Consider the following 21,745-nt stretch of genomic DNA (forward strand, 5'->3'; position numbering starts at 1 on the left):
CGGCCCTACAACATCCCGAGCAACTGCAGGTCAGTTACGTATTTGACGATGACCTCCGGCGTCACATGGGGAATGTCGTTTGCCGCACCGACTTTCGCCTCCCGCACCGCAGCGTGGAACCGGTCGGCAGGAGCGTAGGAGCCCAGCGTCGGCTCCGGTGGCTGCAACTCCCCGGCATGCTGCTTCAGCAGCGTCAGCATCTGCAAGACCGAGTTCTGGCGCTGCCGTTCCGGCAGCTCCTGCAACCGGGTTTCGAACTGGCGCAACCACTCTGAGAAGTCGTCGATGCGCGTGATCGGATAGCCCGCCTCGATCAGCCAGTCGATATAGGTGTCGATCCCGACGCCGTCATCGTGCGGATTCATCACGTGGTAGGTCTCGAAATCGGCTGTCGCCGAACGCGCCACCTGCCAACCCAGCGTGGTGATGGCCTCCGCGACGAAGTCCACCGGCAGCCCGTCGAAGTGCGCGCGCTGCCGCTCGCCATCGTGGCCGAGTCGGTAGAAGGACTTCGGCGCCACACCGGTGGCCACGATGCTCAACACCATGCGGCTGACGGTGTCGGCCACATTGAGCTGCCCGGGGTAGGTCGTCTCGGTCAGGATCATGCCCGAGCGGAACACCGCGACCGGCAACCCGCACAGATCGTGGGCCTCACGCAGCAACACCTCACCGGCCCACTTGCTGTTGCCGTAGCCGTTGGCGTAGCCGGCGTCGACCGTACGGGTCGCGCTGATCTCGCGGATGTCGGCGTCCTCGGTGAACTTCGACGGCTCGATCTGGCGGCCCACATCGGATGTGGAGATGTAGTTGTACGGCTTGAGCTTGGCGGTCAGGGCGAAGCGGATCAGCTCGGCGGTGCCGACGACGTTCGGACCGAACAGCTCGCTGTAGGGCAGCACGCTGTTGACGAACGCCGCCGAGTCGACGATGAGATCGACGCTCTCGGCCAGCCGGCGCCACCGCTGCGGGTCGAGTCCGAAGTCGGATTCGCCCTTGTCTCCGGCGACGACCTCGAGCCGTTCGGCGGCCAGTTCCCGGAACCGGCGTTGCAGCACCGGGTCGGTGTCGAACGTGGCCTCCAACCGGCGGCGGGCATCCTCGTCGGACTTGCCGCGCACCAGGCAGATCACCTTGTCGTCGACGCGGCGCAGCCGCTGCAGCCAGTCCAGCAGCAGGTACCGGCCGAGGAAGCCGGTGGCCCCGGTCAACAGGACCGTCTGCACGTTGCCGTCCGGCCGCGGCAGGACGCGGGCCGTGCGCAGGGTGGCCGAGTCGATGAACTTGTCCAGCGTCAGGTCACGGGCATGCACCTCGACGGCGTTGTGGCCGTGCACCGAGGCGAAGCTGACGCCGCTGGGGCTCTGGGTGTCGGAGGCGGTCTCGCTGTCGAGCTGCAGGCTCAGGCCGGCCACCGTCGGCGTCTCGAACAAGGTGCGCACCGCGAGGTCCACCTCGAGCGTGGTGTTGACCGCCGCGATCACCCGCATCGCGGAGATCGAATCGCCACCCAGGTCGAAGAAGGACTCGTCGACCCCGACCCGGTCCATACCCAGGACCTGGGCGTAGATGCCGGCGATCTTCTCCTCGACGGCGTTGGACGGCGCGCGGTAGCGCGCGGCGTCCTGGTAATTCGGCGCCGGCAGCGCACGACGGTCCAGCTTGCCGTTGACCGTCAGCGGCAGAACGTCGAGGACGACGATCGTCGACGGCACCATGTAGGCCGGCAGCCGCACGCCCAACTCCTTGCGCAGCTGGGTCGGATCGCCGTGGCCGGTCACATAACCGACCAGCCTCTTGTCGCCGGGACGGTCCTCGCGGGCGATCACCGCGGCCTGGTTCACCCCGTCGAGTTCGGCCAGCGCCGCCTGGATCTCCCCCAGCTCGATGCGGTAACCGCGGATCTTGACCTGCTCGTCGGCACGGCCCAGATACTGCAGTTGCCCGTCCTCGCCCCACTTGACCAGATCACCGGTGCGGTACATGACCGCTCCGGCAGCGTCGGGTCCGCCGAACGGGCAGGCGACGAACCGCGACGCGGTCAGCCCGGCACGGTGCAGATAGCCGACGGCGACGCCGCGGCCGGCCAGGTAGAGCTCGCCGACCACGCCGGCAGAGACCGGACGCAGCCACTCGTCGAGGACGAACGCCGCGCCCGAGGGCACCGGCGCACCGATCGGGACGACGGCCCCGGCCCGCTGCGTCTTCTGCAGCGGCGCGCTCATCGTGCCGTAGATCGTGGCTTCGGTCGGCCCGTAGGCGTTGATCATCACCCGACCGGGTGCCCACCGATCCACCACTTCGCTCGGGCAGGCCTCACCGGCCACCACCAGCGTGGTGTTCTCCAGGCCCTCGGGCGAGAGCATCCCGACCGCCGACGGGGTCTGGTAGAGCACGCTGACCTTCTCGGCGACCAACAGATCGTGCAGGTCGTCCGGTGAGCCGGCCACCGACTCGGGCACGACCACCAGCTGCGAGCCGTGCAGCAGGGCGCCCCAGATCTCCCACACCGAGACATCGAAGACGAGTGAATGCCATTGCGACCACACCTGTCCCGGGCCTGCGGGCAGGTCGGGGTGCAACTGCTGGAGCACCTGCGTCACGTTGCCGTGGGTGACGGCCACACCCTTGGGCGTGCCGGTGGTACCCGAGGTGTAGATCAGGTACGCGATGTCGTCGGCCGACGGCGGCAACAGGTCGGCGGTGGGATAGATCAGGCCCGCAGACTCCACGGCCGGATCGTCGACCTCGACGATCTGTACGTCGGTCCCGTCGAGGCGGGAACGTAGTTCGGCGGTCGTGATGGCAACGATCGGCGCGGCATCGGCGAGCATGAACTCCAACCGTGTGGCGGGCACGGCCGGGTCGATCGGCAGGTAGGCCGCCCCGGTCTTGAGCACCGCCAGGATCGCCACGATCGCCCGGTCGGACCGCGGCGCCAGCAGGGCCACGGTCTGTCCCGGCCCGGCACCCATCAGCGCCAACAGATTTGCCAGCCGGCGCGCGTCCTCGTCGAGCTCGTCGTACGTCAGCGTGCAATCGCCGAACGTGAGCGCGGGCGCACCCGGGTCACGCTCCACCTGCCGGCTGAACATCTCCGGGATCGAGATCGGTTCGGCCACCGGTTGGTCGAGGATGCCGCGGTTGCTCCACTCGTCGAGCCGGTCATGTTCGGCTGCCTCGAGAACGTCCATCGAGGACAGCCGGCGCGTCGGGTCGGTGGTCATGTCCACCAGCAACCGCTGGAACCGCTCCACCAGGCCGTCGATCTCGGCGACGCTGAACACGTCGCTGTCGAACTCCAGCCGCAGGCCCAGCTCGTGTCCCGGCAGGGCCATCACCGACAGCGGGTAGTGGTTGTACTCGCGGTTGTTGAACTCCGTGACCGCCAATTCCTGCACACCCATGAACGCGCTGGTGTCGATCGGATAGCTCTCGTACAGGAAGAGCGTGTCGAACAGCTGCTCGTGACCGGAGAGGTGGTGAATGTCGGTGAGCGCCAGGTGTTCGTGCTCCAGGGTGTCGTTGTGAGCGCGCTGCAGCTGCTCGAGCAACTCGGCCACCGTCGTGGTGGCGGTGGTGCGGGCCCGCACCGGAACCGTGTTGATCAGCAGGCCCACCATCGAATCCGCGCCGGGCAGGTCGGTGGGCCGACCCGAGACGGCGGTACCGAAGGCGACATCGTGCTGACCGGTCAACCACATCAGCAGCTGGGCCCAGGCGGCCTGCAGCACGGTGGCCACCGTGGTGTGCTGTGACCGCGCGAGCTCACCGAGCGCCCGGGTGGTCTCGGCCGATACCCGGTAGGTCTCGATGCCGCGGGGGCCGGGCTCGACCGGCGGCGCGACCAGCGTCGGAGTTTCGAATCCCGCCAACAGGTTTCGCCACGCCACCTCGGCTGCGGGACGATCCTGGCGGGCCAGCCAGTCGACGAAGTTCCGGTACGACGCCGGTGCGGGCAACCGCTGGCCGAAGTAGCTGGCGAAGATCTCCTGCAACAGGATCGGCAGCGACCAGCCGTCGATCACGATGTGGTGGAACGTCAACACAAACCGGTGTTCGTTGCCCGAGGTGCGGATCAGCGCGGCCCGGAACGTCGGCCGTTCGGCGAGGTCGCACACGGCCCCACGCTCGGCGTCGCAGAGCTGCCGGACCTCCTCGTCGGGGCTCTGATCGTCCCCGCGCAGATCCAGGTAGCGCCAGGCCATCACCGGATCCGCCGGGATCACCTGCACGGGATCACCGAACTGCCCGCAGAAGCGGGCTGCCAGGTTGGGATGGCGAGCCACGACGGTGTGCAGTGCATCGCGTAGCCGGTGCTGGTCCACCACACCGGTCACGGTGATGTCGAGCTGCACCGCGTAGACATCGTCGTGGGCCCCTTCACCGCGGGCGAAGGTGGAGTGGAACAGCAGCCCCTGCTGCACCGGAGTCAGCGGCAGCACGTCGGCGACGGCGAATTGCTGCTGCAGCTCGTCGATCTGGTGTTGGGTCAGCCGGGCCGGAAGCACATCCGACGGGGTCAACCCGCCGCCGCCGGAGCGCACGTGGGCGCAGATCCCCTTCAGCGCCTCGAACCACAACCGGCTGATCCGGTCCACCTGGTCCGGACCGAGCACCGAGGGCGCCCAGGTCCACGCGGCCTGCAGGCACGGGCCGGCGTCGGTATCCATGGTGCCGGCGTTGAGTTCCACGGTGTGCATCAACGGCATGGCCACGGCCGAGGCCGCCCCGGTGGCCGACAATGCGTCCTGGTCGATGCGCCACAGCTCGTCGGACAGGTCGCCCACGCCCGCGCCGAGGCGGCCGAGGTAGTTGAACCCGATCGTCGGGTCCGGTCCGTCCAGCTCGACGTCGTCGTTGAGGTAGCGCAGCATCCCGTAGGTCAGGTCGTCGGGCAGGGCGCGCAACTGTTCTTTCGCCGCCTTCAGGACGGGTCCCAGTTCGGCCTCGCCGGAAATCACCTGTTCCCAGGGCAATTCGGCCATCTGCAGCGCCACCGGGTATTTGGTGGTGAACCAACCCACGGTGCGGGACAGATCGACGTCGGCGGTGTCCTGTCCCCCGATGTCCTCGTTGCGGCCGTGCCCCTCCACGTCGAAACTGATCGGCCTGCTGCCGGTTCCCAGGTATTCGGCCCACGCCAGGCCGAACGCGATCAGCAGGATGTCCTGGACCCCGGCGTGGAATGCCGCGGGCACCTCGCCCAGCAGCTGCCGGGTGGTCTCGACGTCCAACTCCAAAGACAGCTGACCGGCGTTGGCATAGGTGTCCACCTCGGGCCGCAGCGCCGGCAACGCCTGGGGCACCGCACTCACCGCACGCCAGGCGTCGACGTGCCGGACCACGTCCGCGTCCGCGGCGTGCTCGGTCAGCAGGTGCGACCACCGGGCAAAGGACGTCCCCCCGGCCGGTAGCTGCACCGGTTGACCGGTGTGATGCTGCGCCCAGGCAATATTCAAGTCTTCCAACAGGATTCGCCACGATACGCCGTCGACCGCCAGGTGGTGGATCATCAGCACCAGCTGGCTGGTGGCAGGCACCCACAGGGCGCGCAGGAGCGAGCCCGCGGACGGATCCAGGTGCGTCAACGCCGCCACGAACGCCTCGTCGGACAGTCCTTCGACGACCGACAGGCAGTCACGGGCATTCACCGCACCCGGGTCGGGCACGTTCAGCGACCACTCACCGTCGGCACCGGTCTCGGCGCGCATCCGGAGGGTGGCGTGCCGATCGAGCAGCGCCTGCACCAAGACCACCACGTCGGCCTCGGTGGCGCCGTCGGGCGCCTGCAGCACCACCGTCTGGTTGAACTGGTCCACCGGGCCGGGCACTTCGCGCAGCCACCGCATGATGGGCGTGGGCGACACCGGGCCGGTGCCTTCGTCCACCACGGCGTTCTCCGGATCGGCGAAACCCGCCACCCGCGCGACACCGGCCACGGTCTGCTCGACGAAGATGTCACGCGGCCGGCACCGCACACCGGCCGCCCGGGCCCGCGCCACCACCTGCATCGACAGGATGCTGTCGCCGCCCAGATCGAGAAATGAGTCGTCGACGCCGACCTTGTCCACGCCCAGCACCTGGGCGTAGATGTCGGCGAGGATCTCCTCCACGGGGGTGCTCGGTGCGCGGTAACCGTTTTCGGCACTGCGGTATTCGGGCGCCGGTAGGGCGCGCTTGTCGAGCTTGCCGTTCACGGTCAGCGGGAACGCGTCGACCACCACCACCGCGGCGGGCACCATGTAGGCCGGCAGCCGCTTGGCCAGCGCCGCACGCATGTGAACCGGATCGGCGTTGCCGGTGACATACCCGACCAGCCGTTTGTCACCGGGACGGTCCTCACGGGCGATCACGACGGCCTGGGTCACCCCGTCCAGCCCGGCCAGGGCGGCCTGCACCTCGCCCAGTTCGATGCGGTAACCGCGGATCTTCACCTGCTCGTCGGCCCGGCCCAGATACTGCAGCTGTCCGTCCTCGCCCCACTTGACCAGATCACCGGTGCGGTACATGACCGACCCGGGGGCGTCGTCCCCGCCGAACGGGCACGCCACGAACCGGGAGGCGGTGAGCCCCGCCCGACGCGCATAACCGACGGCCACGCCGGCACCGGCGATGTACAGCTCACCGACCACGCCCTCGGGGGCAGGCCGAAGCCACTGGTCGAGCACGAACAGCGCCGCGCCGGGGACGGGTGAGCCGATCGGCACGATCCCGCCGCCCTCGCCGGACGCCGTCAGCGGCGCGCTCATCGCCGCGTAAACCGTTGCCTCCGTGGGACCGTAAGCGTTGATCATCACCCGGCCCGGCGCCCAGCGCTGTACCAATTCGGTGGGGCAGGCCTCGCCGGCGACCACCAGTGTCGTGGACTCCAACCGCTCCGGCGACAGCATTCCCGCCGCCGAGGGGGTCAGGCACAGCACACTGACCTTCTCGGTCAGAAGCAGGTTGTGCAGGTCATCGGGTGAACTGGCGGCGGCCTCGGGCACGACCACCAGTCGTCCACCGTGCAGTAGCGCGCCCCAGATCTCCCACACCGAGACGTCGAAGACGAGCGAATGCCATTGCGACCAGGCCTGACCCGGCCCGGGGGGCAGGTCGGCGTGCAGGCGCTCCACCAGTGAGGTCACGTTGCGATGGGTCACCGCAACAGCTTTCGGTACGCCGGTGGTTCCCGACGTGTAGGTCATGTAGGCGAGATCTTCGGGCCGGGGTCCCGGCAGAGCAGTGCTCGAGTGGGTGTCCACCTCGGGGTCGTCGACGCCGATCACCGCCACCGCAGAGCCGTCGAGACGGTTGCGCAGATCCGCCGTGGTGACCGCGGCGATGGGCGCCGCGTCGGTGAGCATGAACGCGATTCGCTCATCGGGATGCGCCGGGTCGACGGGCAGGTAGGCGGCCCCGGTCTTGAGCACCGCCAGGATCGACACAATGGCCTCGCCCGAGCGCGGAATCAGCATGGCGACGGTCTCCCCCGGACCGGCGCCATGCGCGGCCAGCACGTGCGCCAACCGATTCGAGGCCTCGTCGAGTTCGCGATAGCTCCAGGACCGCTCGCCGCAGACCAGCGCCATCGATTCCGGGGTCCGCTCCACCTGGGCGCTGAACAACGCCGGAACCGTGACCGGATCCGACGCGGGGTGGCCCAAGACCGCCCGATTGCCCCACTCGTCGAGCCGATCATGTTCGTTGTCGTCGAGAAGATCGAAGGACAACAGTGTTCGACTGGAATCGATGCTCATGACTGCCCCCTCGTGTCTGCGGTCATGGCTTCGAGTACCCGCCTGAACCGCGTGACCAACCTTGCGATTCGGACCGAATCGAAGATGTCGGAATCGAATTCGACACGTAAGCCCAGTTCATGGCCGGGTACGGCCTGTACCGAAAGCGGGTAGTGGTTGTACTCGCGATTGGTGAAATGGGTGATCGCCAGATCATTGACGCCCGACAGGGCGGCCGTGTCGATCGGATAATTTTCGTAGACGAACATCGTGTCGAACAACTGGTCGTGACCGGTCACCCGGTGAATCTCGTTGAGCGCCAAGTGCTGATGATCCAGAGTTTCGCTGTACGCGCCCTGGAGTTGATCCAGCAAACTTGCGATCGTGGTGGCCGGGGTGAACGTGGCCCGCACCGGCACGGTGTTGATCAGCAGGCCGACCATCGACTCGGCGCCGGGAAGGTCGGTCGGGCGCCCCGACACCGCGGTGCCGAAGGCGACGTCGCGCTGGCCGGTCAGCCACATCAGCAGCTGCGCCCAGGCCCCCTGCAGCACCGTGCTGACGGTGGTGTGACAGGTACGGGCCAATTCGCCCAGGGCCTTGGTGGTCTCGGCCGACAGCTGGAACGACTCGACCCCGCGGCGCCCCAGTGCGATCCGGGCCGGCGGCCCGACCAGCGTCGGGGTGTCGAAGCCGGCGAATACCTGGCGCCACGCGTCCTGCGCTGCGCTGACGTCCTGGTCAGCCAACCAGGTGACGAATCGCCGGTACGGAACGGGTGCCGGCAGCCGGCCACCGAAATAGCCGGCGAAGATCTCCTGCAACAGAATCGGTTTGGACCAACCGTCGAGCACGATGTGGTGGTTGGTGAGCACGAACCGGTGTTGGTTGTCACCGGTACGGATCAGCGCCGCACGGAACGGCGGCTGATCACCCAGCCCGCCGACCGCGGTCCGTTCGGCGGCGCTGAACTGCTCGATCTGGGATTCCACGTCACTTTCCGGCACGCCGGTCAGGTCCTGGTACTGCCAGGCGAGCACCGGCTCGGCCGGCAACACCTGCACCGGCACACCGAAGTCCTCGACAAAGTGGGCGACGATGTTCGGACGACGCCTGATCACGTCCTGCACCGCGTCGCGCAACCGGTCGGCGTCCAGCGGGCCGGCCACCGTGATGTCGAGTTGCACCGAGTACAGGTCGTCACCGCCCTGCCCGGAACCGGTGTGGAACAGCAGACCCTGCTGCAGCGGGGTCAGCGGCAGCACGTCGGCGACGGCACATTGCTGTTGCAGCTCATCGAGCTGCGGTTGCGACAAGTGCGCCGGCGCAATGTCGGACGGGGTCAGCCCGCCGCCACCGGCGCGGACGTGCGCGCAGATCCCGGCCAGCGCCTCGAACCACAGCCGGCTGAGCCGGCCGACCTGGTCGGCGTCCAGGGCCGAGGTGGCCCACGTCCAGGTGGCGTGCAGCCGCGGACCGTCCTCGGTTCCGTTCGTGGCGTCGATCGTGCCGGCGTTGAGTTCCACCGTGTGGCCCAGCGGCGTCGGCACCGCCGAGGCCGTCGCGGTGACCGAGACCGCGTCCTGATCGATCCGCCACAGCTCGTCGGACAGTTCACCGGCACCCGCACCGAGGCGGCCCAGATAGTTGAAGCCGAAGGCCGGATCCGGACCCTCCAGACCGACCTCGGGATTCAGGTACCGCAGCAGCCCGTAGGTGATCCCGTCCGGCAGGGCCCGCAGCCGTTCCTTGGCTTCCTTGATCACCGGGCCCAGCGCAGAATCCCCCGAAGTTACTGTGTCCCAGGTCAATTCACCCGGCAGCAGCTCGACGGGATACTTGGCGGTGAACCACCCGACGGTGCGCGACAGGTCCATGTCGCCGGCGAGTTCCTCGTCGCGGCCGTGACTCTCGACGTCGACGGCGATCGGATTACCTGCCGTACCGAGGAATTCCGCGGCCGCCAGACCGAACGCGATCAGCAGAATGTCCTGCACGCCGGCGTGAAACGCGGCCGGGACCGCACCGAGCAACTGCCGGGTGGACTCGACGTCCAACTCCACCGACAACTGCCCGGCGTTGGCGTAGGTGTCCACCGCCGGTTGCACGGCCGGCAGCGCCGCGGGCACCGAGGCCACCTGCCGCCACGTGTCCGCGAGCGCGGCCACCGCCGGCTTGTGTGCGTACTCGTTGAGCACCGAGGACCAGCGCGCAAAGGACGTGCCCACGGCGGGCAACTCGATCGCCTGCCCGCTGCGGTGCTGCGCCCAAGCGATGTTCAAGTCCTCCAACAGGATCCGCCACGACACCGCATCCACGGCCAGGTGATGGATCATCAGGACCAGTGCACCGGTGTGGGGCACCCACAGTGCGCTGACCATCTCGCCGGCGGCGGGATTCAGCCGGGACCGCGCTGCGATCAAGGCCTCGTTCGACAACTCGTCGACGATGTGCACGTAGGCACCGGCATCCACCGTGCCCGGCTCCGGCACCGCGAACGACCTTGTGCCATCCGGGCCGGCTTCCGCGGTCAACCGCAACATCGCGTGCCGGTCCAACAGGGCCTGCAGCACGATCACCACGTCGCTCTCGGTCACCCCGTCGGGTGCCCGCAGCACCACCGCCTGGTTGAACTCGTCTGCGGACGCGTCGAGTTCGTGCAACCAGCGCATGATCGGCGTCGCCGGCACCGGGCCGATCCCCTCGTCGGCCACCGTGGTCTGGCCGTCGGCGGAGACCACGACCTGTGCCAACCGGGCCACCGTCTGCTCGACGAAGACGTCGCGCGGTCGGCACACCAGACCCGCGGCCCGGGCGCGCGCCACCACCTGCATCGACGAGATGCTGTCCCCGCCGAGGTCGAAGAACGAATCGTCCACGCCGACCCGCTCGACCCCGAGCACCTGGGCGTAGATGCCCGCCAGGATCTGCTCGACGGCATCGTGCGGTGCCCGGTACTGATCGGCATCCTGGTATTCCGGCGCGGGCAGGGCCCGCGTGTCGAGCTTTCCGTTCACCGTGAGCGGCAAGGCATCCAGCACCACCACCGCGGTCGGCACCATGTACGTAGGCAGGCGTTCGGCGAGCGCGGTGCGGGCGGCGGACGGATCGACCGATCCGGTGGCGTAACCGACGAGGCGTTTGTCGCCTGGACGATCCTCACGGGCGATCACGGCCGCGTGCTCGACACCGTCGACGACGGCCAGCGCAGCCTGCACCTCACCGAGTTCGATGCGGTAGCCGCGGATCTTGACCTGCTTGTCGGCGCGTCCCTCGTACCGGAGTTCGCCGTCGGTCCCCCACCGCACGAGATCGCCGGTGCGGTACATCCGTTGGCCGGGTTCACCGTACGGGCACGCCACGAACCGCGTCGACGAGAGATCCGGACGGCCCACGTAGCCGACCGCCAATCCGGCGCCGGCCACATACAGTTCGCCGACCACGCCGACCGGGACCTGACGCATCCACTCGTCCAGCACGAAGAACGCCAGATGGCCCAACGGCACCCCGATCGGACTGGAGTTGCTGTCGAGGTCGGCGCCGGTGATCTCGCGGTACGAGGCATGCACCGTGGTCTCGGTGATCCCGTACATGTTGATCAACCGCGGTGAATCCGGGTGGTTGCGCATCCAGCCGGAAAGCCGCTGTGGCTCAAGTGCTTCACCGCCGAACACGACGGTCTCCAGGGCGAGCTGCCGGCCGACCTCCGGCGCCAGCGTGTCGGCGGTCTGCAACGCATAGAAGGCCGACGGGGTCTGGCTCAGGACGTTGACCTGCTCGTCGACCAAGAGCGCATGCAGGTCTTCTGGCGAGCGGACCACCGCATCCGGTACGACCAGCAGCCGTCCACCGCTGAGCAGCGGTCCCCAGATCTCCCAGACCGAGTAGTCGAAGGCCAGCGAATGGCACTGGGTCCAGACCCGGCCGACGGCCAGTTCGGCGCCGAGCGTGTCGAGCAGTGTGGTGACGTTGCGGTGAGTTACCGCCACGCCCTTGGGCATTCCGGTGGTGCCGGATGTGTAGATGATGTACGCGACGTCGCCGGCTTCAACGGTGGCCGGTAGGTCGGTTGCGGGCTGCGCGCCAATCGACGCGTCGTCGATGTCGACGATCGGCACGCCGGACGGCTCCAGCCGGTGGCGCAACTCGGCGGTGGTGAGCGCAACCACCGGTTCCGCGTCGGCCAGGACGAATTCGATACGGGCGTCGGGGTGCGCCGGGTCGATCGGCACGTAGGCCGCCCCGGTTTTCACCACGGCCAGGATCGCGGTGATGGCCTCGGCGTTGCGTGGCAGCAGCATCGCCACCCGCCGGCCCGGGGCGGCGCCCCGAGCAGACAGCACCTGCGCCAACCGGTTCGACGCCTCGTCGAGTTCGCCGTAGGTGATCGACCGGCCGTCGTCGGTGAGCGCCACCGCTTCCCGATCGCGGGCCACCTGGGCGGCGAAGAGTTCCGGAATGGACCGGACCGCCCGGGCCGGTGCGGCCAGCGCTGCACGGTTACCCCAGTTGTGCAGCCGGTCGTGCTCGTCGGCACCGAGCAGATCGATCGACGAGACCCGGCGGGCCGGATCGGCGGCCATGACCGCCAGCACCTGCTGCATCCGATTGGCCAGCGCCGCAATGTCGGTCGTGTCGAAGACCTCGCTGTCGAACTCGATGCGCAAGCCCAGCTCGTCACCGGGCATCGCCACCATCGACAGCGGGTAGTGGTTGTATTCGCGACTGGCGAAGTCGGTGATACCCAGCTCCTGCGCACCCAGGAGGGCCGCGGTGTCCACCGGGTAGTTCTCGTAGACGAACAGGGTGTCGAACAACCGGTCATGTCCGCTGGCGCGGTGAATCTCGGCCAGTGCCAGGTGTTCGTGTTCGACGGTGTCGTTGTGTACCCGCTGCAGTTGGTCCAGCAGCTCCGCCACGGTGGTGTTCGCAGCGATCTTTGCCCGCACCGGCACAGTGTTGATCAACAGGCCGACAATCGATTCCGCGCCGGGCAGATCCACCGGCCGGCCCGATACCGCAGTACCGAACACCACGTCACGATGGCCGGTCTGGGCCATCAGCACCTGGGCCCAGGCAGCCTGCAACACCGTGTTGATCGTGGTGTGCTGAGCGCGTGCCAACTCGGCCAGTGCACCGGTGACCTCGGCCGGGAGTCGATAGGACTCGACGCCGCGCTGCCCGGCCGGTGTCGGCGGGCCGACGAGCGTCGGGTTCTCGAAACCGTCCAGCACCTCCCGCCACACCGCCTGCGCAGCAGCATGATCCTGATCGGTCAACCAGCGCACGAAGTTGCGGAACGGTACCGGTGCCGGCAGCCGGTGCCCGTGGTAGCGAGCGAAGATCTCCTGCAGCAGGATCGGCAGTGACCACCCGTCGATCACGATGTGGTGGATGGTCAGCATGAGGCGGTGCCGGGCGTCGCCGGTACGGAGCAGCGCAACCCGGAACGTGGGCGCACCGGCCAGGTCGCAGACGGCGCGGCGTTCGGCCGCGCCCAACTGTTCGACCCGCTCGTCACCGGAAAGTGCGGTGTCAGAATGGGTTTCGGCCCGCAGGTCGACGTACTGCCAGGCGATCGTCGGATCGGCCGGAAGCACCTGCACCGGCTCACCGAACTGCTCACTGAACCGGGCGGCGAGATTGGGATGGCGGGCGATGACGTCCTCCACCGCATCGCGCAGCCGGTTGGGGTCGAGTTCACCGGTCACAGTGACGCCGAGTTGGACCGCGTACACATCCTCGGCGATCCCGTCGGCCGCGTCCTGCGCGAAGGCGGACTGGAACAGCAGACCCTGCTGCAGCGGGGTGAGCGGCAGGACATCGGCGATCCGGTACCGCTCGGTCAGCTCGTCGATCTGCTGCTGCGTCAGGCGCACCGGCGCGACATCCGACGGGGTGAGGCCGCCGCCGCCAGACTGCACGTGGGCGCAGATACCGGCCAGCGCCTCGAACCACAGCGCGCTGAGCCGTTCCACCTGGTCGCGACCGAGCACCGAGGGCGCCCAGGTCCAATTGGCCTGCAACCGGGGCCCGGTGCCGGCATCCTCCAGGGTTCCGGCGTTGATCTCGAGGCTGTGGGCCAGCGCCATCGGTATCGCAGCTGCCGCGTCGGTCATCGGCAGGCTGTCCTGGCTGATCCGCCACAGGTCCTCGGAGAGTTCGGCCGCGCCCGCGCCGAGGCGGCCGAGATAGTTGAAGCCGATGGTCGGGTCATCACCGCCCAGATCGACATCCGGATTGAGATAGCGCAGTAGTCCGTAGGTCATGCCGTCGGGCACCGCGCGCAGTTGTTCCTTGGCCGCCTTGATCACCGGACCGAGTGCGGCACCGCCGCCGGCAACATGCACCCAGGTCAGTCCGCCCACCGCCAGGGCCACGGGGTATTTGGTGGTGAACCAGCCCACGGTCCGGGACAGGTCGATATCAGAGATCCGGTCGATCCCGAGGAGATCTTCACTGCGGCCGTGCCCTTCGACGTCGATACCGATCGGCCCGCTGTCGGTACCGTCGCCGGCGAACTCCGACCAGGCCAGGCCGAACGCGATCAGCAGGATGTCTTGTATCCCAGCGTGAAACGCCGCCGGCACCTCGCCCAACAACATCTGGGTGGTGGCTTCGTCCAGCGTCACCGACAACCGTCCCGCACCGGCATAGGTGTCCAGCTCCGGCTGTACGCGCGGCAACGTGGCCGGGGTCGCCGAGACCTTCCGCCAGGTGTCCGCGTGCCGTACCACGTCGGTGTCGCGGGCATGCTCGGCCAGCAACTCCGACCAGCGGGCGAACGATGTTCCGCCGGCCGGCAACGTGATCAGCTGGCCGCTGTGGTGCTGCGCCCAGGCGATGTTGAGGTCTTCCAACAGGATTCGCCACGAGACGCCGTCCACCGCCAGGTGCTGGATGACCAGGGCCAACTGGTTGGTGTCCCGCGCCCACACGGCGCTGACCATCGATCCGGTACCCGGGTCAAGCCGCGACCGTGCGTCCTGTACCGCCTGCTCGGACAATGTGTCGACCACCCGCAGGCATTCACGCGCGTCGACGGTGCCCTTGTCCGGGATGGACAACGACCAGTCGCCGCTGCTGTCGGTCTCGGCGCGCAACCGCAGCGTGGCATGTCGGTCCAGTACCGCCTGCAGGATGGTGACCGCGTCGGCGTGGGTCGCGGCCGCGGGAGCCTGAATCACCACCGTCTGGTTGAACTGGTCGGTGCGGCCCGGCATCTCCTGCAGCCACTGCATGATCGGTGTCGCGTTCACCGATCCGGTGCCTTCGTCGACGACGGCCGCCTGGCCGCCGGCAAGTTTGGCCACCCCGCCGAGCCGCGCCACCGTCTGTTCGACGAAGACGTCGCGCGGCCGGCACCACACGCCAGCCGCTCGGGCCCGGGCCACCACTTGCATCGACAGGATGCTGTCGCCACCGAGATCGAAGAACGAATCGTCCACACCGACCTGCTCGACGCCCAGCACCTGGGCGTAGATGCCGGCCAGGATCTCCTCGACCGGGGTCCCCGGAGCGCGGTATTCGCGTGCGCCGCCGGTGTATTCGGGAGCCGGCAACGCGCGGGTGTCCAGCTTGTTGTTGGAGGTCAACGGCATCGCGTCGAGCACCACGACAGCGGCCGGCACCATGTAGGGCGGCAGCCGATCGGCGAGCTGCGCCCGGGCGTGGACCGGGTCCGCGGTGCCGGTGATGTAGCCGACGAGTCGCTTGTCGCCGGGGCGGTCCTCACGGGCGATCACCGCGGCATGGGTGACGCCGTCGACCCGGGCCAACGCGGAGCGCACCTCACCGAGCTCGATGCGGTAGCCACGGATCTTGACCTGCTCGTCGGCGCGGCCCAGATACTGCAGTTGTCCGTCGGCGCCCCAGCGCACCATGTCGCCGGTGCGGTACATCCGTTGTCCGGGTTCGCCGAACGGGCAGGCCACGAACCGCGACGCGGTCAGATCCGGCCTGCCGATGTATCCGCACGCCACCCCGTCGCCGGCGACGTAAAGCTCGCCGACCACGCCGGTCGGAACCGGTTGCATCCAGGAGTCGAGGACGAACAACGCCGCGCCGGGCACCGGCGAGCCGATCGGCACCACTTCCGATTCGCCCGCCCCGGCCCGCAGCGGCGTACTCATCGACGCGCAGATCGTGGTCTCGGTGGGCCCGTAGGCGTTGAACATCACGCGGCCGTTGGCCGCCCAGCGGTCCACCACATCGGTCGGGCAGGCCTCCCCGGCGACCACGAGCGTCGCGTGCTCGAGGCCCTGGGCCGGAAGCATCGCCACTGCCGACGGAGTCTGGGTGAACACCGTGATCTCTTCGTCGACCAGCAGCCGGTGAAAGTCTTCGGGGGAGCCGGCCACTGATTCGCCGACCACCACCAAGCGCCCGCCGCGCAGCAGCGCATGCCCGATCTCCCATACCGAGGCGTCGAAGCCCAGGGAGTGGCACAGCGGCCACACGCCGTGCCGCGGCAGGCTGGCATCCAGCGAGAGCATCAGCTGCGTGAGGTTGTGGTGGGTGACCGCGACGCCCTTGGGGGCTCCCGTGGTGCCCGAGGTGTAGATGACGTACGCGATCTCGTCGGGCACGGGCGCACGCGGGGCGGTGGTGGGCTGTTCGGCGATCTCGGGATCGCCGAAGTCGATGATCGGGAGGTCGAAGCCGTCCAGCCGGGACCGCAACGCGGGCGTGGTGATCGCCGCGACGGGGCAGGCGTCGCCGAGGATGAACTCCAGCCGTGCCTGCGGCACCGCGGGATCGACGGGCAGATACGTGGCGCCGGATTTGAGGATGGCCAACATCCCGATCACCGCCGAAGCGGTGCGCTGTGAGAACAGCGCCACCCGCTGCCCCGGCCCGGCGCCGCGGGCGGACAACACGTGGGCCAGCCGGTTGGACGCCTCGTCCAGTTCGCGGTAGGTCAGCGAGCGGCCCTCGAACGTCAGCGCCGGGGCGTCGGGAGCGGCGGCCACCTGGGTGGCGAACAGTTCCGGGATCGACACCTTCGCCGGGGCCGGCTGTGCGAGCACCGCCTGGTTGCCGAACTCCGCGAGCTCGGAGGTTTCCTTGCTGTCCAGCAGCTCCAGCGAGGACAGGGGCCGGTCCGGATCGGCCGCCATGGCATCGAGGACCCGTTGGATATGGGCGGCCAGCTCGGACACCTCGAAGTCCGCGAAGGGGCGGCCGGCGCCCGCGGTGCTCAGAAAGAGCTGATCGCTGGACCCGATGAAGAACAGGCCGAAGTGCCCCATCGGACCGTGATTGGTGTAGGAGACGGTCACCGGGGCGCCGGCCAGGTCGAGCGTGAGCCGGGCCGGGATGAAGTTGATGGCCACCCGATTGGAAACATGACGCCGTGCGCCGCCGTCCCCGTCCAGGGTGTGCACCGGGAAACGCTGGTGCTGCAGCAGTTCTCGCAGGCGTTCGTCGACGTGGCGGCAAAACTCGCCGACCGTCCAGTCCGGTGGGGACTTGAGCACCAGGGGCGCGACACCGGCGAGCATGGCCGGCAGTGTCTTGGTCACCGAGGTGACCCGGCGACTGACCGGGAAGTCCAGTGTGACCTCAGAGGCGTTGGCCGACCAGGCGCGGACCAGAAGTGCGCACGCCGCGGTGGTGACCGAATAGCGACGGATCCGCAGATTCTTGGACAGTTCTTTTATGTGTCGAACCGCCACCTGATCCACTTCGACCGAAGCCGAGGGCGCGTAGGCGTCTCGGCCGTTCTCCGAGCGCCGCAATCCCTGGTCGATCCCGCTCTCGGACGGGCGGTTGGTGCTCCAGTAGGCGCGATCGTCCTGGAAGTCCTGGGATGCTTCGTAATCCGCTTCGCAGTCGACCAGATCCTGCAGCGAGCCGAAGTAGGCCGGCGGTACCGGATCCCCGGAGACCAGCGCCGTGTAGATGGTCGCGATCCGGCGGCTGACCAGCGCCATGCCGATACCGTCTACCGAAATATGGTGGCCCAAACCGAATAGGAAGTACTCGTTCGGCTTGGTGCGGAACAACGCGAACGTCACCAACCGATCGGTGAGCGGCATCGGGGTGTGCTGAATGGCCGAAGCCAGTTCCAAGACCTTCTGCACGGGATCGCCACAGTCCCGCAGGTCGTGATACGTCAACTCCAGGTCTGAGTAGTCGACGGGCTTCTGGAGAACCTGACCGTCGACCTCGACAAAGGCAGCACGCGCCGGCTCGGCCTCACTGAGGGCCTGCCGAATCGCCTGCTCGAGGAGCCCGCGCTGAACCGCGCCGTCGATTCTCCCGAGCAGCCCGAGTTGCCACTCTGTCCCGGCGAGACCGCTTTCCTGCGAAAGCCAGATATCCAACTGCCCGCGGGAAAGCGGCAGTGCCCCGCCCTCAGATTCCATTATTCAACTTCTCCAGAGACCAATTAGCGCTGAATAGACCCGTCCTGCGCCAACCGCTCACGCAGGCTCTTCGGACGTATGTCTGCCCAATTCTGCTCAATGAACTCCAAACATGCAGAACGGTTCGCCTCGCCATAGACGACCTGCCACCCCGCAGGCACATCGGCAAAGCTCGGCCACAGGCTGTGCTGCTCCTCGTCATTGACCAGGACATAGAAGCTGCCGTTGTCGTCGTCGAATGGGTTGATGCTCACGTTTCTCCAGGTTGTTCAGCGGACTGCGCAAAGATATCGCAAACATACGGTAGGCCGCACAAGCGAGTTCCCGCTTTTGGTGAAGTCCAATCCGGGCCCCGGCTCAGCGAACTTCCCCTAGTTTTACTAGGCAGTTAACTGGACTTTCAAGATCAGACGAATGTGTGAGGTCATCCCGATTTGACGTCGCCGTCACGTTATTGCGTATTTTCGCAGATTGTGAGTTTTGTGTGGTCTGGCTGTTGGCTAAGGAGATGGACAGTCTCAAATTGCCCCGAACTTCCCGCTATAGCAAATCTCGGCGGACAATCCCGTTTTACCACGCCCCGTGCGCGCCGAACGGTCGACACAATTCATTGATCGGCTACGAAATTAACTATTTGTCCGTCATGTGGCTGTTTGGCCAGTTCACTGCGTGGGGGAGGGCCCTGTTCACCAATTGCTGAATCTGCAATGGCCGGGGCTGTCGAGAGTCGTTCGACGTCAAGGTATCTCAGCGAGCAGGGCCACCCTTCGTGACGGGACAACTTCAGCAACGAACCGTCGAGCCGCCAAACCCCTTCGGAAACTTAAACTTTGGCCGGTTTTCGCTGCATGCTGAAGTGAACGGGCATTCAACCGACGAGCGGCCGCCGGCAATCACCGTGCCGCAGACAGCAATGTCCGATCATGGGTTGCGCCGGGCGTCGACGCGGCGTCGACGCGGCGTCGAACCGCTAGGAGCGCGACGGTGCGGATTCGTCTTCGGTGCCCCTCAGCGCCGAGGAACCGGACGGCATGAGCATCAGGAAGACCGGGAATTTCAGCTTGACGCCGCCCGCGACGGGCATCCGGATCGCGAAGGAAACGACTTCCAGCTCGAGGCGTTTGCCACGCTGAGTCTCCATCTCGAGGCGGCCGGGCAAGTGCCTGGGCGTTGCCAGCCAGCCAAGGCCGCGTTCGATCGACTCCAGCAGGTTCATGCCGCCACTATACCCACCGACGAGCTGCACAAACGCGGGACGCGAACACCGCGCCGATCATCTCCAGCCCTAATCCCGCTGCGTTACAGCGGTGTTCGAGCTGTCGGTGACGCGGGCCGTCACGGTTTGACAAAGGAGTACATGCGGTACACCGACGAGCCACCCGGGCGCAGATCCTCGCACGCTCTCCGGGCCGGCTCGAACTTACGGGCCAGCCATCGCAGTGGCACCGGGGTGGCGCGTTCGAAGACGTGTCGCCATTGCGCCAGGTTGTGCTCCATTCCCCGGACTACCTCGGCATTGATCGTGCGCTCCGAAAGCAGCTGCAGCGGCGAGGCTGCCAGTTCTGCTTCCCAGGTCGGGATCTCTGCCACCATGCGGACATCTGTGTAGAGGAAGTGCCCGCCCGGTCGTAGTACCCGCGTCACCTCATCGAGGAAGCGGGGGAAATGCGGGTACAGATGCGACGATTCGACGTTGATCACGGCGTCGAACGTGCCGTCGGCAAACGGAAGATCCTCGGCATCTCCACGCCTGAACTCCAAATGAGGTACCTGGTGGCGCTTTTGGCAAAACGCGATCGCCTCCGGGTTGAGATCGATCCCCGTGTAGGACTGCGGAAGCAACGTGCGGGCCAGATAGGAGGCGCCCCCGCCATGGCCACACCCCACCTCCAGCACCCGCGCTCCGGCGAGCTCTGCCTGGGTCGCGGTCGCGTGGTAGAGCTGGATGAAGTACCGGTTGGGTTCATCCGAATCCACAAGGGGCACAGCCAGTGCCGGGTCTTCCTCGTATCCGTAGTTGAGGAACACCACGTCCTCGGATTGGAGCCGGCGGGTGGCATACGGATAGATGAACTTCTGCGCGAACTGAACAATTCTGTCGCTCTGATTCTTTACGAACCGGTCGCGCCCGTCCCGAACCGCACCTTTGAGAGCCATACGACCAACTATTGCAAAGTCTTGGGCGGTATGGTCGATTGCGCCGGAACACAGGCGTTCGCGCCGCTCGCGCCGGATGCGTACGACAACTGGAACGGCAACGGAAAGGTTGTGGCCGGATGAAGTTTGCGCTGGCATGCTACGGAACTCGCGGTGATGTCGAGCCGTCCGTCAGCGTGGGGTGCGAGCTGCAGCGCAGAGGTCACGATGTCGAGCTGGCCGTACCTCCGGACCTGATCGACTTCGCCGAGGCCGCCGGACTTGAGGTGATCTCCTACGGACCGGAGCTGAGCGAGTTTCTGCGGGAGGACTTCCTGCGAAACTTCTGGACCAGGTTGATGCGCAACCCGGTCGGCTCGTTGCGCGAGCTGTGGGCGCCCATCGCCCGCTACTGGCCGGAGACCAGCAAGACGTTGATGACGTTGGCTCGCGATGCCGACCTGTTGTCGACCGGCCTCAATTACGAACAGCCTGCGGCCAACGTCGCCGAGTACTACGGCATTCCACTGATCGCGCTGCACCACTTCCCGATGCGACCCAACGGACGGCTGGTTCCCAGCCTGCCGTCGACGGTGGTACGAGCGACCGGCAGCATCTCCGAATGGCTCATGTGGCGTTCCACCAAGAGCGCCGACGACACGCAGCGCCGCGAGCTGGGCCTACCCGAGTCCACGAGTCCGTCGCCTCGGCGGATGGCCCAGCAGGGGGCACTCGAGATCCAGGCGTACGACGACGTCGCGGTGCCCGGGCTGGCGGCCGAGTGGGCGAAGTTCAGCGGCCGGCGTCCGTTCGTCGGGGCGTTGACGATGGAGTTGACCACCGCGGCCAACGAGGAAGTGACGTCCTGGATCGCCGATGGGCCGCCCCCGATCTGCTTTGCGACCGGCAGTATTCCGCTTGAATCACCGGCAGCGACAATGGAAATGATCAGCTCGGCGTGCCGGCAGCTGGGTGAGCGAGCGCTGATCTGTGCCGGGGGGACGGATTTCGGAGACACCTCGGGGTTGACCGACGTGAAGGTGGTCGGCGCGGTGAACTATGCCGAGGTGTTCCCGGCCTGCCGGGCAGTGGTTCACCACGGCGGCTCGGGCACCACTGCAGCCGGCTTGCGCGCCGGAATACCGACCCTGATCCTGTGGAGTACGGCTGATCAGCCGTACTGGGGTAATCAGGTCAAACGCCTGAAGGTCGGTACCGCGCGGCGTATCTCGGCAACCGACCGACGGACACTGGTCGCGGATCTGCGCACGATCCTCGATCCGCAGTATGCCGTTCGGGCCCGCGAGCTGGCCACCCGAATGACCAGCCAGCGCGAGAGCGTCATTCGGGCAGCAGACCTTTTCGAGGCGCAAGCCGGGCGACGGCGCTGAGCACCCCGATCCGTGTTACGTTGCCGAAAGGGGACTTCTCAAGTCCGGGAACGTCATAGGCTTGTGGCGAGAAGACATTCCGGACGCGAAATGCGCCGATGACTTCGGCGGGCTTATAGGGGGCTGC

The 21,745-nt window shown here is 67.3% G+C and carries 6 protein-coding genes; 1 reads left to right on the top strand and 5 read right to left on the bottom strand.

Features of this window, described 5'->3' with window-relative positions:
- Positions 1-5: 5 nt before the first annotated feature.
- The 5 genes from A5733_RS14160 to mtf2 form a co-directional block, all read right to left on the bottom strand.
- Positions 6-7,742, bottom strand: a complete 7,737-nt coding sequence (locus A5733_RS14160; RefSeq protein WP_076240576.1) for a non-ribosomal peptide synthetase — start codon at positions 7,740-7,742, stop codon at positions 6-8.
- A complete protein-coding gene (locus A5733_RS14165) occupies positions 7,739-18,091 on the bottom strand; it encodes a non-ribosomal peptide synthetase (protein ID WP_076240577.1) in 10,353 nt (3,450 codons plus the stop codon). Before A5733_RS14165 ends, A5733_RS14160 begins: the two co-directional genes overlap by 4 nt.
- Before the next feature lie 23 nt (positions 18,092-18,114).
- Positions 18,115-18,345 (bottom strand): MbtH family protein, encoded by a 231-nt coding sequence (locus tag A5733_RS14170; protein ID WP_067774486.1) that lies wholly within the window; start codon positions 18,343-18,345, stop codon positions 18,115-18,117.
- Positions 18,346-19,061: 716 nt separating this feature from the next.
- Positions 19,062-19,307: a hypothetical protein gene (locus tag A5733_RS14175; protein WP_076240598.1), complete on the bottom strand. Its 246-nt coding sequence runs from the start codon at positions 19,305-19,307 to the stop codon at positions 19,062-19,064.
- Between the two features lie 119 nt (positions 19,308-19,426).
- On the bottom strand, positions 19,427-20,248 hold the full coding sequence (mtf2, locus tag A5733_RS14180) for a fatty-acid O-methyltransferase Mtf2 (protein WP_083666195.1): 822 nt from the start codon (positions 20,246-20,248) through the stop codon (positions 19,427-19,429).
- Between the two features lie 119 nt (positions 20,249-20,367).
- On the opposite strand from mtf2, the gene A5733_RS14185 reads away from it, so the two are divergent.
- Entirely contained in the window at positions 20,368-21,618 is a 1,251-nt protein-coding gene (locus tag A5733_RS14185; RefSeq protein WP_076240578.1) for a glycosyltransferase, read from the top strand.
- The last annotated feature ends 127 nt before the right edge of the window (positions 21,619-21,745 follow it).

This window comes from Mycobacterium sp. NS-7484 (genome assembly GCF_001953975.1).
GTDB lineage: Bacteria > Actinomycetota > Actinomycetes > Mycobacteriales > Mycobacteriaceae > Mycobacterium.